Raw genomic sequence first — 13,806 nt, forward strand, 5'->3', positions numbered from 1 at the left:
CGCCGGCAAGTCCGGCTCCCACAGGGTGATGTTTCCACTGTGGGAGCGGGCTTGCCAGCGATGAGGCCCTCATGTGTTACTCAAATGCCCCGTCTGGCATCTGCCGGCGGGGCTTTGTTCATTCTGTTACTTCGACAATCATCGGTAACCCTTCTGTCACCGCTTTCGCACAAAAGCGGGGCAAAGCGAAACGCCAGGGTGCATTTTCGGGGCGTTTTGCCGGTGCTTTTCGGCCTGCTGAAACGCTACGCTTGCCGGATTAGAAGGCTTTGCCAATAATAGGCCCGCTTATTGCTTCATTGATTGGTTATTTGTCTTTTGCTTTTGCATATTCCGCGAAAGCTGTCAATATCTCCGGCCCTGCGTTCCTGCGCTTCTGTAACTAGTTGTCGCATTGAAGAAATATCGGCTTCGGAGCTGTCGTTAAAATGCCGATCACTCGCTCGTCGCGTCTGCTTCAATGCCGACCCTGCGCAGCTCGCGTTGTACCCATTCGCATATCGGGCAGTCGTCAACCCTGCCTTGTATTGCCCTTTACCGATGGAGTTCCAGATGAAGAAACTCGCACTGCTTGGCGCCTTGGCGCTGTCCGTGTTTTCCCTGGCAGCGCTGGCTGATGAGAAACCGTTGAAAATCGGGATCGAGGCCGCCTACCCACCGTTCGCATCGAAGGCGCCGGACGGCAGCATCGTCGGCTTCGACTACGACATCGGCAACGCCTTGTGCGAAGAGATGAAGGTCAAGTGCACCTGGGTCGAGCAAGAGTTCGACGGCCTGATTCCGGCACTTAAGGTGCGCAAGATCGACGCCATCCTGTCGTCCATGTCGATCACCGACGATCGCAAGAAGTCCGTGGACTTCACCGGCAAGTACTACCTGACCCCGGCTCGCCTGGTGATGAAGGAAGGTACTGCCGTCAGCGAAGGCCTGACTGAACTGAAGGGCAAGAAGATCGGCGTGCAGCGCGGCTCGATCCACGACCGCTTCGCCAAGGAAGTGCTGGGTGCGCAAGGCGCCACCATCGTTCCTTACGGCACCCAGAATGAAATCTACCTGGACGTCGCCGCTGGCCGTCTGGATGGCACCGTGGCCGATGCTACGCTGTTGGAAGACGGTTTCCTGAAGACTGACGCTGGCAAGGGCTTCGCCTTCGTTGGCCCGTCGTTCACCGACGCCAAGTACTTTGGTGACGGCATCGGTATCGCCGTGCGCAAAGGCGACAAGGCCAACCTGGATCGCATCAACGCTGCCATCGCGGCCATCCGTGCCAACGGCAAGTACAAGCAGATTCAGGACAAGTACTTCAACTTCGACATCTACGGCCCTGAAGCCAAGTAAATCGTCGACGTTTCACCTGTTCAATGGTGCAAGCAGCAGAGACTCTGAGGTTTGCACCATTTTTTCATCCCTAAGGTCGAGGACCTCATCATGTTGAAAGGCTACGGGGCAGTCATCCTCGACGGAGCGTGGCTGACGCTACAGCTCGCCTTGTCGTCCATGGCCCTGGCCATCGTGCTCGGTCTGATCGGTGTGGCGCTGCGTTTGTCGCCAGTGCGCTGGCTGGCCTGGCTCGGCGATCTGTATTCCACCGTGATTCGCGGGATTCCCGATCTGGTATTGATCCTGCTGATCTTCTACGGCGGCCAGGATCTGCTCAACCGCGTCGCGCCCTTGCTCGGCTTTGACGACTATATCGACCTCAATCCGCTGATGGCGGGTATCGGCACCCTGGGTTTCATCTTTGGTGCCTATCTGTCGGAAACGTTCCGTGGCGCGTTCATGGCCATTCCCAAGGGGCAGGCCGAAGCCGGCATGGCCTATGGCATGAGCAACCTGCAGATTTTCTTCCGGGTGCTGGTGCCGCAGATGATTCGCCTGGCGATCCCTGGCTTCACCAACAACTGGCTGGTCCTGACCAAGGCTACCGCACTGATTTCGGTGGTCGGCCTGCAGGACATGATGTTCAAGGCCAAGCAGGCGGCCGACGCCACCCGCGAGCCTTTCACCTTCTTCCTGGCGGTAGCGGCGCTGTACCTGGTGATCACCAGTGTTTCGCTGCTGGCCCTGCGTTACCTCGAGAAGCGCTACTCGGTTGGCGTAAAGGCGGCTGATCTATGATTTTCGACTACAACGTCATCTGGGAAGCGCTGCCGCTGTACCTGAGCGGCCTGCTGACCACCCTCAAGCTGCTGGCGCTGTCGCTGCTGTTCGGTTTGCTGGCGGCCATCCCGCTGGGGCTGATGCGGGTGTCCAAGCAGCCGCTGGTGAACATGAGCGCCTGGCTCTACACCTATGTGATCCGCGGCACGCCGATGCTGGTGCAGCTGTTTCTGATCTACTACGGCCTGGCCCAGTTCGCAGTGGTGCGGGAAAGCTTCCTCTGGCCGTGGCTGTCCAGTGCGACCTTCTGTGCCTGCCTGGCCTTTGCCATCAACACCAGCGCCTATACCGCCGAGATCATCGCCGGCAGCCTCAAGGCCACGCCGCACGGCGAGATCGAGGCGGCCAAGGCCATGGGCATGTCGCGGGTCAAGATGTACCGCCGCATCCTCCTGCCATCGGCCCTGCGCCGGGCGCTGCCGCAGTACAGCAACGAAGTGATCATGATGCTGCAGACCACCAGCCTGGCGTCGATCGTCACCCTGATCGACATCACCGGTGCGGCGCGCACGGTCAACGCCCAGTACTACCTGCCGTTCGAGGCCTACATCACTGCCGGCGTGTTCTACCTGTGCCTGACCTTCATTCTGGTGCGCCTGTTCAAGCTGGCCGAGCGCCGCTGGCTCGGCTACCTGGCGCCGCGCAAGCACTGAGGCCTGCGCCTATTATTTCGCCCTGAGCGTTAGCTCAAGACTGACTGCTTTGTGAGAATCGACAGCATGTACAAACTCGAAGTCCAAGATCTGCATAAACGCTACGGCAGTCACGAAGTGCTCAAGGGCGTGTCCCTGGCGGCCAAGGCAGGCGACGTGATCAGCATCATCGGCTCCAGCGGTTCGGGCAAAAGTACTTTCCTGCGCTGCATCAACCTGCTTGAGCAGCCGCACGCGGGCAAGATCCTGCTCAACAACGAAGAACTCAAGCTGGTGGCCAACAAGGACGGCGCGCTCAAGGCCGCCGATCCCAAGCAGCTGCAGCGCATGCGTTCGCGCCTGTCGATGGTGTTCCAGCACTTCAACCTGTGGTCGCACATGACCGCGCTGGAAAACATCATCGAAGCGCCGGTGCACGTGCTGGGCATGTCGAAAAAAGACGCCCTGGAAAAAGCCGAGCATTACCTGGCCAAGGTGGGTGTCGCCCACCGCAAGGACGCCTATCCTGGGCATATGTCCGGTGGCGAGCAGCAGCGCGTGGCGATTGCCCGGGCGCTGGCCATGGAGCCGGAGGTGATGCTGTTTGACGAGCCGACCTCGGCGCTCGACCCGGAGCTGGTCGGTGATGTGCTCAAGGTCATGCAGTCGCTGGCCCAGGAAGGCCGGACCATGGTCGTGGTCACCCACGAAATGGGCTTTGCCCGCGAGGTGTCGAACCAGCTGGTGTTCCTGCACAAGGGCCTGGTGGAAGAGAGCGGCAACCCGCGCGAAGTGCTGGTCAACCCGCAATCGGAGCGTCTGCAACAGTTCCTTTCGGGCAGCCTGAAGTAAGATTGCCGTTTTGCACCAAAATGGGTCATGCTGCATCGTACGCGCAGCATGACCAGGCTCTAACTTCTTGACCTTTTTCAGGTTTCGGACCGCATCCCATGACCACCCAGCGAATCGGTTTTCTCATCTGGCCCAGCACCAAGGCCCTGACCCTGGCGCTGGCGGAAGAGGTGTTGCGGGTTGCCCAGAAGGTTCATCCGGAAGTGGTCTACGAGCTGTCGTTCCTGCAGGCTGAAGCACCTGGCGAAGGTGCCTGGCGCCTGCCGGGCGAGCCGTGGGCCGGCAAGCTCGAAGGTTGCCAGAAGCTGTTTTTGCTGGCTGACGAGCCGCCCCAGGCCGTGGCGTCGAGCCTGGCCAGCGCACTCAAGCAGCTGGTGCGTGCCGGTTGCGTGGTCGGCGGCCTGTCGGCGGGGGTTTACCCGTTGGCGCAGTTGGGCCTGCTCGATGGTTATCGGGCTGCGGTGCACTGGCGCTGGCAGGATGACTTCGCCGAGCGCTTCCCCAAGGTCATTGCCACCAGCCACTTGTTCGATTGGGATCGGGACCGTTTGACGGCGTGCGGCGGCATGTCGGTCATCGACCTGCTGCTGGCGGTGCTGGCTCGCGATCATGGTGCCGAGCTTGCCGGTGCGGTGTCTGAAGAACTGGTGGTCGAGCGAATTCGCGAAGGCGGCGAGCGCCAGCGCATTCCGCTGCAAAACCGTCTCGGCTCCAGCCATCCGAAGCTGACCCAGGCCGTGCTGCTGATGGAAGCCAACATCGAAGAGCCGCTGACCACCGACGAGATCGCCCAGCATGTGTGTGTATCGCGTCGTCAACTGGAGCGGATCTTCAAGCAATACCTCAATCGCGTGCCGAGCCAGTACTACCTGGAGCTGCGCCTGAACAAGGCACGGCAGATGCTGATGCAGACCAGCAAGTCGATCATCCAGATCGGGCTGTCCTGTGGCTTCTCCTCGGGGCCGCATTTCTCCAGTGCCTATCGCAACTTCTTTGGCGCAACGCCGCGTGAAGATCGCAACCAGCGACGTAGCAGCAGCCCGTTCGAACTGTCTTCGGTGCCCGCCGAGCGCGGTTGATCGCCGCTGCTATCGCCGGCAACGCCGGCTCCCGCTGTTGTTGTGTATGCAGAGTCCCTTGTGGGAGTCGGCGTTGCCGGCGATGGCTGCGCAGCAGCCCGAATACAGTTGTGTCCCCGCATCCCTCACACCGTTTAAACTGCGCCTTTGCGATCCTATTTGTCGCATTGCCGAAAGCCTTGGTAAAACAGGGTTTGGCGCTATAAGAAGTTGTCGCTTGGCGGCAAGGTCAGGCGCCGATCTGTCCTTACAATCCCCCCATCGCTCGCCAGTTCCAGGCAGGCGTTCCTCTTCAGGAGACTCCGATGTCCGTTGAGCAAGCTCCGGTGCAACGCGCCGATTTCGACCAGGTGATGGTCCCCAACTATGCACCGGCGGCTTTCATCCCCGTCCGTGGAGCGGGTTCCCGCGTCTGGGATCAGGCGGGCCGCGAGCTGATCGATTTCGCCGGCGGCATCGCCGTTAACGTCCTTGGCCATGCCCACCCGGCGCTGGTTGGCGCCCTGACCGAGCAGGCCAACAAGCTGTGGCACGTGTCCAACGTGTTCACCAACGAGCCGGCCCTGCGCCTGGCGCACAAGCTGGTCGACGCGACCTTCGCCGACCGCGCGTTCTTCTGCAACTCCGGCGCCGAGGCCAACGAGGCCGCGTTCAAGCTGGCCCGTCGTGTTGCCCACGACCGTTTCGGCCCCGAGAAGCACGAGATCATCGCCACCGTGAACAGCTTCCACGGGCGCACCCTGTTCACCGTCAGCGTCGGCGGCCAGCCGAAGTACTCCGACGGTTTCGGGCCGAAAATCACTGGCATCAGCCACGTGCCGTACAACGATCTGGAAGCGCTGAAAGCGCAGATCTCCGACAAGACTTGCGCCGTGGTCATCGAGCCGATCCAGGGCGAGAGCGGTGTGGTGCCGGCAGACGTTGCCTACCTGCAAGGCGCCCGTGAGCTGTGCGACAAGCACAACGCGCTGCTGATCTTCGACGAAGTGCAGACCGGCGTTGGCCGTACCGGCGAGCTGTTTGCCTACATGCACTACGGCGTGACCCCGGACATCCTCTCCAGCGCCAAGAGCCTGGGCGGCGGTTTCCCGATCGGCGCGATGCTGACCACCGAAGCACTGGCCAAGCACCTGACCGTCGGCACCCACGGCACCACCTACGGCGGCAACCCACTGGCCTGTGCCGTAGCCAATGCGGTGCTGGATGTGGTCAACACCCCTGAAGTGCTGGCCGGCGTCAAGGCCAAGCACCAGAAGTTCAAGGCGCGCCTGGAGCAGATCGGTGAGAAGTACGGCCTGTTCACCCAGGTGCGTGGCGTTGGCCTGCTGATCGGTTGCGTATTGTCCGAAGCCTGGAAAGGCAAGGCCAAGGACGTCTTCAATGCTGCCGAGAAAGAAGGCCTGATGGTGCTGCAAGCCGGCCCTGACGTGGTGCGTTTTGCCCCGAGCCTAGTGGTCGAAGATGCCGATATCGACGAAGGCCTGGACCGTTTCGAGCGTGCTGCGGCAAAACTGACTCAGGGCTGATTCAAGCCTTTGGTCCTTTCATCGGCCCTGCGGGGCCGGTGAAACCGAATTCCAGAGCAGGTGCCTGCGGGCGCCTGCTGTTTTTCTCTGAGCCGGCGGATGTCGGCCTGTTTTCCCGAAAGGAGTGACACCATGCTGGTGATGCGCCCCGCGCAAATGGCTGATCTGGGCGAAGTACAGCGTCTTGCCGCAGACAGCCCCATTGGTGTCACGTCCTTGCCGGATGATGCCGGTCGCCTGAGCGACAAGATTGCCGCCTCGGAAACGTCCTTCGCTGCCGAAGTCAGCTTCAATGGCGAGGAGAGCTATTTCTTCGTCCTCGAAGACAGCAGCACCGGCAAGCTGGTCGGCTGTTCGGCCATCGTTGCCTCGGCCGGCTATTCCGAGCCGTTCTACAGCTTTCGTAACGAGACCTTCGTGCATGCGTCGCGGGAGCTGAAGATCCACAACAAGATTCACGTCCTGTCGCAGTGCCACGACCTGACCGGCAACAGCCTGCTGACCAGCTTCTACGTGCTGCCGGAACTGGTCGGCAGCGGCTGGGCCGAGCTCAACTCCCGTGGCCGCCTGCTGTTCATGGCCGCCCACCCGGAGCGCTTTGCCGAATCGGTGGTGACCGAGATCGTCGGCTACAGCGACGAACATGGCGATTCGCCGTTCTGGGACGCCATCGGGCGCAACTTTTTCGACCTCAACTACGCCGAGGCCGAGCGCCTGTGCGGTCTCAAGAGCCGGACCTTCCTGGCCGAGCTGATGCCCCATTACCCGATCTACGTGCCGCTGCTGCCGGATGCCGCGCAAGAGGCCATGGGCCAGGTACACCCGCGGGCGCAGATCACCTTCGACATCCTGATGCGCGAAGGCTTCGAGACCGATCACTACATCGACATTTTCGACGGCGGCCCGACCCTGCATGCGCGGGTTTCCGGGATCCGTTCGATTGCCCAGAGCCGGGTGATGCCGGTCAAGCTGGACGATACCGCCAGCAAGGGTGGGCGCCCGTACCTGGTCTGCAACGGCCAGTTGCAGGATTACCGTGCGGTGCTGCTGGAGCTCGATTGGGCACCTGGCAAGCCGGTCAGCCTGAGTCTTGAAGCCGCCGAAGCCCTGGGCGTCGGCGAAGGCGCCAGCGTGCGTCTGGTCGCGGTTTGATCCCTGCGGTTCGATAACCGAGTACCCAGGTCGAGTTTTGCGGCAGGCCCAAGGCCGCCGCCCGAGGAGATAGCATGATCGTTCGTCCCGTACGCAGCAGCGATTTACCCGCGCTGATCGAGCTGGCGCGCAGCACCGGCACCGGCCTGACCACCTTGCCGGCCAACGAAGAGCGCCTGGCACACCGGGTCGGCTGGGCCGAGAAGACTTTCCGTGGCGAAGCCGAGCGTGGCGATGCCGATTACCTGTTCGTGCTGGAAAACGACGAAGGCGTGGTGGTGGGGATCTCCGCCATCGCCGGTGCGGTGGGCCTGCGTGAGCCCTGGTACAACTACCGGGTCGGCCTGACCGTCAGCGCGTCCCAGGAACTGAACATCTATCGGGAAATCCCCACCCTGTTCCTGGCCAACGACCTGACCGGCAACTCCGAGCTGTGCTCGCTGTTCTTGCGTGGCGATCACCGCAGTGGTCTCAATGGCCGCCTGCTGGCCAAGGCGCGCCTGCTGTTCATCGCCGAGTTCCCGGAGCTGTTCGGCAACAAGATCATCGCCGAAATGCGCGGCATGTCCGATGAGCAGGGGCGCTCGCCGTTCTGGGAAAGCCTGGGCCGGCACTTCTTCAAGATGGAATTCAGCCAGGCCGACTACCTGACCGGCGTTGGCAACAAGGCCTTCATCGCCGAGCTGATGCCCAAGTTCCCGCTGTACACCTGCTTCCTCTCGGAAGCGGCGCGCAGTGTGATTGGCCGGGTGCATACCGACACAGAGCCTGCGTTGGCAATGCTCAAGAGCGAAGGCTTCAGCTACCAGGGCTATGTCGACATCTTCGACGCGGGCCCCGCGGTGGAGTGCGAAACGTCGAAGATCCGCGCCGTGCACGACAGCCAGGCGCTGGTACTGGCCGTTGGCACCCCGGGCGACGACGCAACCCCTTTCATCATCCACAACCGCAAGCGCGAAGACTGCCGCATCACCGCCGCACCTGCGCGCCTGGCGGCCGGCACCCTGGTGGTCGATCCACAGACCGCCAAACGCCTGCGCCTGAGCGCCGGTGACCAGGTGCGTGCCGTACCACTGTCCGCTGCCCGGGAGGCCAAATAATGACGACTCACTTTATCGCCGGTAGCTGGCAGGCAGGGCAGGGTGAAGCGCTGCAATCGCTCGATCCGGTCAGCCAACAGGTTGTCTGGCAAGGCCAGGGCGCCAATGCCGAGCAGGTCGACAGTGCGGTCAAGGCCGCACGCCAGGCCTTTGCCGGCTGGGCGCTGCAGTCGCTGGACGCGCGCATCAGCGTGCTCGAGGCCTTTGCCGCCGCGCTCAAGGCCAATGCCGACGAACTGGCACGCTGCATCGGTGAAGAAACCGGCAAGCCGCTGTGGGAAGCTGCGACCGAAGTGACCAGCATGGTCAACAAGGTGGCGATTTCGGTACAGAGCTACCGCGAGCGCACCGGTGAAAAGAGCGGCCCGCTGGCCGATGCCACCGCCGTGCTGCGGCACAAGCCCCATGGCGTGGTCGCGGTGTTCGGCCCGTACAACTTCCCCGGCCATCTGCCCAACGGTCACATCGTGCCGGCGCTGCTGGCCGGTAACACCGTGGTGTTCAAGCCGAGCGAGCTGACCCCGAAAGTCGCCGAGCTGACGGTCAAGTGCTGGATCGAGGCCGGCCTGCCGGCGGGTGTGCTCAACCTGGTCCAGGGCGCCCGCGAAACCGGCGTGGCCCTGGCCGCCAACCCGGGCATCGACGGCTTGTTCTTCACCGGCTCCAGCCGCACCGGCAACCTGCTGCACCAGCAGTTCGCCGGTCGTCCGGATAAGATCCTGGCCCTGGAGATGGGCGGCAACAACCCGCTGGTGGTCGACGAGGTCAAAGACCTGGACGCCGCGGTGTACACGATTATCCAGTCGGCGTTCATTTCCGCCGGCCAGCGCTGCACCTGTGCGCGCCGCCTGCTGGTACCGCAAGGCGCCTGGGGCGATGCGCTGCTCAAGCGGCTGGTCGAGGTGAGCAAGAACATCTCTGTCGGTGCGTTTGATCAGCAGCCGGCGCCGTTCATGGGCTCGGTGATCTCCCTGGGCGCGGCCAAGGCATTGCTCGATGCACAGGCGCAACTGCTGGGCAACGGCGGTATCGCGCTGCTGCAAATGATCCAGCCGCAGGCCACGGCGGCCTTGCTGACCCCAGGCATCATCGATGTCAGCGCGGTAGCGGATCGCCCGGACGAAGAGTTCTTCGGCCCGCTGCTGCAGGTTATTCGCTACAGCGATTTCGATGCGGCGATCGCCGAGGCCAACAACACCCAGTACGGCCTGGCGGCCGGCCTGTTGTCCGATTCCCACGCGCGCTATCAGTACTTCTGGCTGCAAAGCCGTGCCGGTATCGTCAACTGGAACAAGCAGTTGACCGGCGCCGCCAGCAGCGCGCCATTCGGTGGTGTGGGGGCCAGCGGCAATCACCGCGCCAGTGCCTACTACGCGGCCGATTACTGCGCTTACCCGGTAGCCTCGCTGGAGACCGCCAGCCTGACCCTGCCCGCCACACTGACGCCAGGCGTCTCCCTATAACAAAAGGTCCACGGAGCCTTGCCGATGAAATCGTTTGAAGTGAATTTTGATGGTCTGGTCGGACCGACGCACAACTACGGCGGGCTGTCCTACGGCAACGTTGCTTCGCAAAGCAACAGCCAGCAGGCGTCCAACCCGCGGGAAGCGGCGCGTCAGGGCCTGGCGAAGATGAAGGCGTTGATGGAGATGGGCTTCCAGCAGGGCGTTTTGGCCCCGCAGGAGCGTCCGGACGTGGCTGCGTTGCGTCGCCTGGGCTTTGCCGGCACTGACGCACAAGTGATCGAGCGGGCAGCCAAAGAGGCCATGCCGCTGCTGGTCGCCAGTTGCTCGGCATCGAGCATGTGGGTGGCCAACGCCGCCACGGTCAGCCCGAGTGCCGACACCGCTGACGGCCGCGTGCATTTCACCGCCGCCAACCTCAACTGCAAATACCACCGCAGCATCGAGCACCCGACAACCAGTCGCGTGCTCGGCGCCATGTTCGCCAATTCGCAGCACTTTGCCCACCACGCGGCGCTGCCGGCCGTGGCGCAGTTCGGTGATGAAGGCGCGGCCAACCACACGCGCTTCTGCCGCAGCTATGGCGAGGCCGGCGTCGAGTTCTTCGTCTATGGCCGCAGCGCCTTCGACACCCGTTATCCGGCGCCGCAGAAGTACCCGGCACGCCAGACCCTCGAAGCCTCGCAAGCCGTCGCGCGCCTGCACGGGCTGAGTGAGGAGGGTGTGGTCTACGCCCAGCAGAACCCGGCGGTGATCGACCAGGGCGTGTTTCATAACGATGTGATCGCGGTGGGTAACGGTGAAGTGCTGTTCTACCACGAGGACGCCTTCCTCGAGACGGAGGCGATGCTTGCCCAACTGCAGGCTAAACTGGCTAAACGGGGCGGTAACTTCAAGGCGATCTGCGTACCGCGCTCGGCTGTCACGGTAGAGGACGCAGTGCGTTCCTACCTGTTCAACAGCCAGTTGCTGTCTCGCGCCGATGGTTCGATGCTGCTGATCGTGCCGGAAGAGTGCCGCAACAACGAGCGGGTCTGGGCTTATTTGAGCGCCCTGACCAGCGCCGGCGGGCCGGTTGGCGAGGTCAAGGTCTTCGACCTCAAGCAGAGCATGCAGAACGGCGGCGGGCCGGCGTGCCTGCGCTTGCGCGTGGCATTGAATGAAACGGAACTGGCAGCGGTCAATCCAGGCGTTATCATGACCGCACCGCTGTACGACACCCTGACCCAGTGGGTCGACAAGCACTACCGCGATCGCCTGAGCGAAACCGACCTGGCCGATCCGCAGCTGTTGCTGGAATGTCGTACGGCATTGGATGAACTGACCCAGATCCTCAAACTGGGTTCGGTCTATCCGTTCCAACTCCAACCTTGAGAGAGAATTCGACTATGTCCGACGCCCTGCAGCTGATCCTTGAAGATGACGATGGCACCCAGCTGGAAACTTCCTGCACCCGCTTTGCGGTGGTCTGGCAAGGCAAGGAGGTATGGATTCAGCAGGATGGCCGTGGTCAGCTGCTGATCGGCGTCGACGTCGAAGAAGACGACACCGAGTACGCCAACCTGCTGCTGCGCCCACTGGCCACCAACCTGGTGAGCCTGCAGTTGGAAATGGAACCGGCCGATGCCGGCGACGATGATGATCACGTCCATGGTCCTGATTGCGGCCACCATCACTAAGGAATAGCCCATGCTCGCCCTCGGCAAACTGCTTGAACTGACCCTGGCCGGTCGCGAACCGGCAGAGAAGACCCAGCTGACTGTCGACGGCGTACGCATGCGCTGGCTCGGTGAGGGCGCCCTCGAAGTGCGCCCGCCCGAAGCCCGTGACAATGGCCTGGACCTGCTGCTGTCGGCAGGCATCCATGGCAACGAAACCGCACCGATCGAGTTGCTCGATCGGCTGCTGCACGACATCGCCCGTGGCGATCTCAAGCCTTGTGCCCGTATTCTCTTCCTGTTCGGTAACCCCGAGGCGATTCGCCGCGGTGAGCGTTACATCGAGCAGGACGTCAACCGCCTGTTCAATGGCCGCCACGATCAGACCAGTGGTGCCGAAGCCCTGCGTGCCTGTGAACTGGAGCGCCTGGCGGCGACTTTCTTCAGCATCCCTGGGCGCAGTCGCCTGCATTACGACCTGCACACTGCCATTCGCGGGTCGAAGATCGAGCAGTTCGCCCTCTATCCGTACAAGGACGGTCGCCAGCATTCGCGCCGCGAGCTGGCGCGCCTGGGCGCGGCCGGCATGGAGGCGGTGCTGCTGCAAAGCAAGGTCTCGATCACCTTCACCGCTTATACCTATGAGCAGCTTGAGGCTGAAGCCTTTACCCTGGAGCTGGGCAAGGCACGGCCGTTCGGGCAAAACGCTCAGGTCAACCTCGAGCGCCTGGAAACCCGCCTGAAACAGATCATTGAAGGCACTGAGCCTGAAGCGCCTGAAGCACTGGATGGTTTGCAGCTGTTCAGCGTGGCTCGCGAAATCATCAAGCACAGCGAGCACTTTCGTCTGAACCTGCCCGCGGATATCGAGAACTTCTCCGAGCTTGAGCCAGGCTACTTGCTGGCCGAGGACATCGCCGATACGCGCTGGATCGTCGAGGAGCAGGGCGCCCGCATCATCTTCCCCAACCCCAAGGTCAAGAATGGCCTTCGGGCGGGGATCCTGATCGTCCCCGCCAACCCCGAACAGCTGGGCTGATTGAGTGGGGGCAGGCTTGCCCCGCGATTGCGATCTACCTGCTGCATCGCATCGCGGGACAAGCCCACTCCTCCAGCGGCATTCTCAGCCGGCCATCTTCTGTGGCACTTCATTGCGGCGCAGAGCGCGCAACTTCTGCAAAGTATCGGCACAGGTCTTGGCCGCCTCGGCACCCTTGACCAGGAAATGCTCGAAGTAGAAGTTCTGGTGCTCATCGCCGGCATGGAAGTGGTGCGGGGTCAGCACCACCGAAAACACCGGTACTTCGGTTTCCAGTTGCACCTGCATCAGGCCGCTGATCACCGACTGGGCAACGAACTCGTGGCGGTACAGGCCGCCATCGACCACCAGGCCGGCGGCGACGATACCGGCGTAGCGACCGCCACGGGCCAGCAGCTTGGCGTGCAGGGGGATCTCGAAGGCGCCGCCGACTTCGAAGAAGTCGATGTCGCTGGCCTGATAGCCTTGTTTACCCATTTCCTCGACAAAGGCCTTGCGTGCCTGGTCGACAATTTCCTTGTGCCAGCAGGCCTGGATGAAGGCGATGCGCTCGTGGGAAGGGTTCTTGCTATCGATTGCGGTGGGTTGCATTGAAACGGACTCCTGTTTGTATGAGAAACAGGGCGCTGGATCGAAGGGGATTTCGCCGTGCAGGTGCACAACGACAGGCGCGGCTGCACCTATCCCGTTCTCTCTTTATCCGGACTATGACCGTCGGCCCCGGAATCACACCGGGTCTGCTGACCTTGCAGGCTGGCCTGCAAGCGCTCGCGGGCTATGCGCGTTACGCGCAATTACCGCCGGTGGGGAATTGCACCCCGCCCTGAGAACGTTGCCGTCGATACTCGGCGGCGGGGAATTATTAGCACAGATGTCAGGTAAACGTATAGGCTGCTAACGTTTTTTCCCGGATGAATGACATTTCATCCGGGAAACCTTGCCAATTGCTGTGTGCGGCCCCAGTAATACCGTGTCACCAGATCAAAATCAGGCCCGTAGAGGCCCGGCGGGGTGGCGGTGAGCGGTTTTTCGCTGTCGTTGTCGTTGCAGGCCGTCCAATTGACGGTTTCTATAGCATAAACACACTGCACCCAAGCCGAAGGCCCGATATAATGCGGCCCTTTGCCGTCGTTTCGTCAATTTGA

The 13,806-nt window shown here is 62.2% G+C and carries 13 protein-coding genes and 1 riboswitch; of the genes, 12 read left to right on the forward strand and 1 reads right to left on the reverse strand.

The window, feature by feature from the left end; genetic code table 11:
- Positions 1 to 552: 552 nt before the first annotated feature.
- From PspR32_RS07195 to astE, 12 genes are all read left to right on the forward strand, one after another.
- A complete protein-coding gene (locus PspR32_RS07195) occupies positions 553 to 1,338 on the forward strand; it encodes an ABC transporter substrate-binding protein (protein ID WP_036994260.1) in 786 nt (261 codons plus the stop codon).
- Between the two features lie 90 nt (positions 1,339 to 1,428).
- Positions 1,429 to 2,118: an ABC transporter permease gene (locus PspR32_RS07200; RefSeq protein ID WP_010226646.1), complete on the forward strand. Its 690-nt coding sequence runs from the start codon at positions 1,429 to 1,431 to the stop codon at positions 2,116 to 2,118.
- Positions 2,115 to 2,813, forward strand: coding sequence for an ABC transporter permease (locus PspR32_RS07205; RefSeq protein WP_010226648.1), 699 nt, complete (start codon positions 2,115 to 2,117; stop codon positions 2,811 to 2,813). Before PspR32_RS07200 ends, PspR32_RS07205 begins: the two co-directional genes overlap by 4 nt.
- Positions 2,814 to 2,879: 66 nt before the next feature.
- On the forward strand, positions 2,880 to 3,644 hold the full coding sequence (locus PspR32_RS07210) for an ABC transporter ATP-binding protein (protein WP_010226650.1): 765 nt from the start codon (positions 2,880 to 2,882) through the stop codon (positions 3,642 to 3,644).
- A gap of 98 nt (positions 3,645 to 3,742) precedes the next feature.
- Entirely contained in the window at positions 3,743 to 4,723 is a 981-nt protein-coding gene (gene argR, locus PspR32_RS07215) for a transcriptional regulator ArgR (protein ID WP_010226652.1), read from the forward strand.
- Positions 4,724 to 5,028: 305 nt separating this feature from the next.
- Complete coding sequence (locus PspR32_RS07220; protein WP_036994263.1) at positions 5,029 to 6,249, forward strand: aspartate aminotransferase family protein; 1,221 nt, start codon at positions 5,029 to 5,031, stop codon at positions 6,247 to 6,249.
- Positions 6,250 to 6,381: 132 nt separating this feature from the next.
- Complete coding sequence (gene aruF / locus PspR32_RS07225; protein WP_010226655.1) at positions 6,382 to 7,401, forward strand: arginine/ornithine succinyltransferase subunit alpha; 1,020 nt, start codon at positions 6,382 to 6,384, stop codon at positions 7,399 to 7,401.
- A 74-nt stretch (positions 7,402 to 7,475) separates the two neighbouring features.
- Positions 7,476 to 8,501: an arginine N-succinyltransferase gene (gene astA, locus PspR32_RS07230; protein WP_010226656.1), complete on the forward strand. Its 1,026-nt coding sequence runs from the start codon at positions 7,476 to 7,478 to the stop codon at positions 8,499 to 8,501.
- Complete coding sequence (astD, locus tag PspR32_RS07235) at positions 8,498 to 9,964, forward strand: succinylglutamate-semialdehyde dehydrogenase (RefSeq protein WP_174242321.1); 1,467 nt, start codon at positions 8,498 to 8,500, stop codon at positions 9,962 to 9,964. The genes astA and astD overlap by 4 nt, the downstream gene beginning before the upstream one ends.
- A gap of 24 nt (positions 9,965 to 9,988) precedes the next feature.
- Positions 9,989 to 11,338, forward strand: coding sequence for an N-succinylarginine dihydrolase (gene astB / locus PspR32_RS07240; protein ID WP_010226659.1), 1,350 nt, complete (start codon positions 9,989 to 9,991; stop codon positions 11,336 to 11,338).
- A 14-nt stretch (positions 11,339 to 11,352) separates the two neighbouring features.
- Positions 11,353 to 11,643, forward strand: a complete 291-nt coding sequence (locus PspR32_RS07245) for a topoisomerase II (protein ID WP_010226660.1) — start codon at positions 11,353 to 11,355, stop codon at positions 11,641 to 11,643.
- Positions 11,644 to 11,653: 10 nt separating this feature from the next.
- Complete coding sequence (gene astE, locus PspR32_RS07250; protein WP_010226661.1) at positions 11,654 to 12,661, forward strand: succinylglutamate desuccinylase; 1,008 nt, start codon at positions 11,654 to 11,656, stop codon at positions 12,659 to 12,661.
- Between the two features lie 84 nt (positions 12,662 to 12,745).
- On the opposite strand, the gene PspR32_RS07255 is transcribed toward astE, so the two are convergent.
- The gene (locus PspR32_RS07255; RefSeq protein ID WP_010226662.1) at positions 12,746 to 13,252 is read right to left on the reverse strand and encodes a 6,7-dimethyl-8-ribityllumazine synthase; all 507 of its coding nucleotides are present in this window, start codon (positions 13,250 to 13,252) and stop codon (positions 12,746 to 12,748) included.
- Between the two features lie 92 nt (positions 13,253 to 13,344).
- Positions 13,345 to 13,496: riboswitch (FMN riboswitch) on the reverse strand.
- Positions 13,497 to 13,806 lie beyond the last annotated feature (310 nt).

The organism is Pseudomonas sp. R32 (assembly GCF_009866705.1).
Classification (GTDB): domain Bacteria; phylum Pseudomonadota; class Gammaproteobacteria; order Pseudomonadales; family Pseudomonadaceae; genus Aquipseudomonas; species Aquipseudomonas donghuensis.

Bases quoted from the DNA above. Each gene is read 5' to 3' on its own strand.
- PspR32_RS07195 (WP_036994260.1), top strand. From the start codon at position 553: ATGAAGAAACTCGCACTGCTTGGCGCCTTGGCGCTGTCCGTGTTTTCC.
- PspR32_RS07200 (WP_010226646.1), top strand. From the start codon at position 1,429: ATGTTGAAAGGCTACGGGGCAGTCATCCTCGACGGAGCGTGGCTGACG.
- PspR32_RS07205 (WP_010226648.1), top strand. From the start codon at position 2,115: ATGATTTTCGACTACAACGTCATCTGGGAAGCGCTGCCGCTGTACCTG.
- PspR32_RS07210 (WP_010226650.1), top strand. From the start codon at position 2,880: ATGTACAAACTCGAAGTCCAAGATCTGCATAAACGCTACGGCAGTCAC.
- argR (WP_010226652.1), top strand. From the start codon at position 3,743: ATGACCACCCAGCGAATCGGTTTTCTCATCTGGCCCAGCACCAAGGCC.
- PspR32_RS07220 (WP_036994263.1), top strand. From the start codon at position 5,029: ATGTCCGTTGAGCAAGCTCCGGTGCAACGCGCCGATTTCGACCAGGTG.
- aruF (WP_010226655.1), top strand. From the start codon at position 6,382: ATGCTGGTGATGCGCCCCGCGCAAATGGCTGATCTGGGCGAAGTACAG.
- astA (WP_010226656.1), top strand. From the start codon at position 7,476: ATGATCGTTCGTCCCGTACGCAGCAGCGATTTACCCGCGCTGATCGAG.
- astB (WP_010226659.1), top strand. From the start codon at position 9,989: ATGAAATCGTTTGAAGTGAATTTTGATGGTCTGGTCGGACCGACGCAC.
- PspR32_RS07245 (WP_010226660.1), top strand. From the start codon at position 11,353: ATGTCCGACGCCCTGCAGCTGATCCTTGAAGATGACGATGGCACCCAG.
- astE (WP_010226661.1), top strand. From the start codon at position 11,654: ATGCTCGCCCTCGGCAAACTGCTTGAACTGACCCTGGCCGGTCGCGAA.
- PspR32_RS07255 (WP_010226662.1), bottom strand. From the start codon at position 13,252: ATGCAACCCACCGCAATCGATAGCAAGAACCCTTCCCACGAGCGCATC.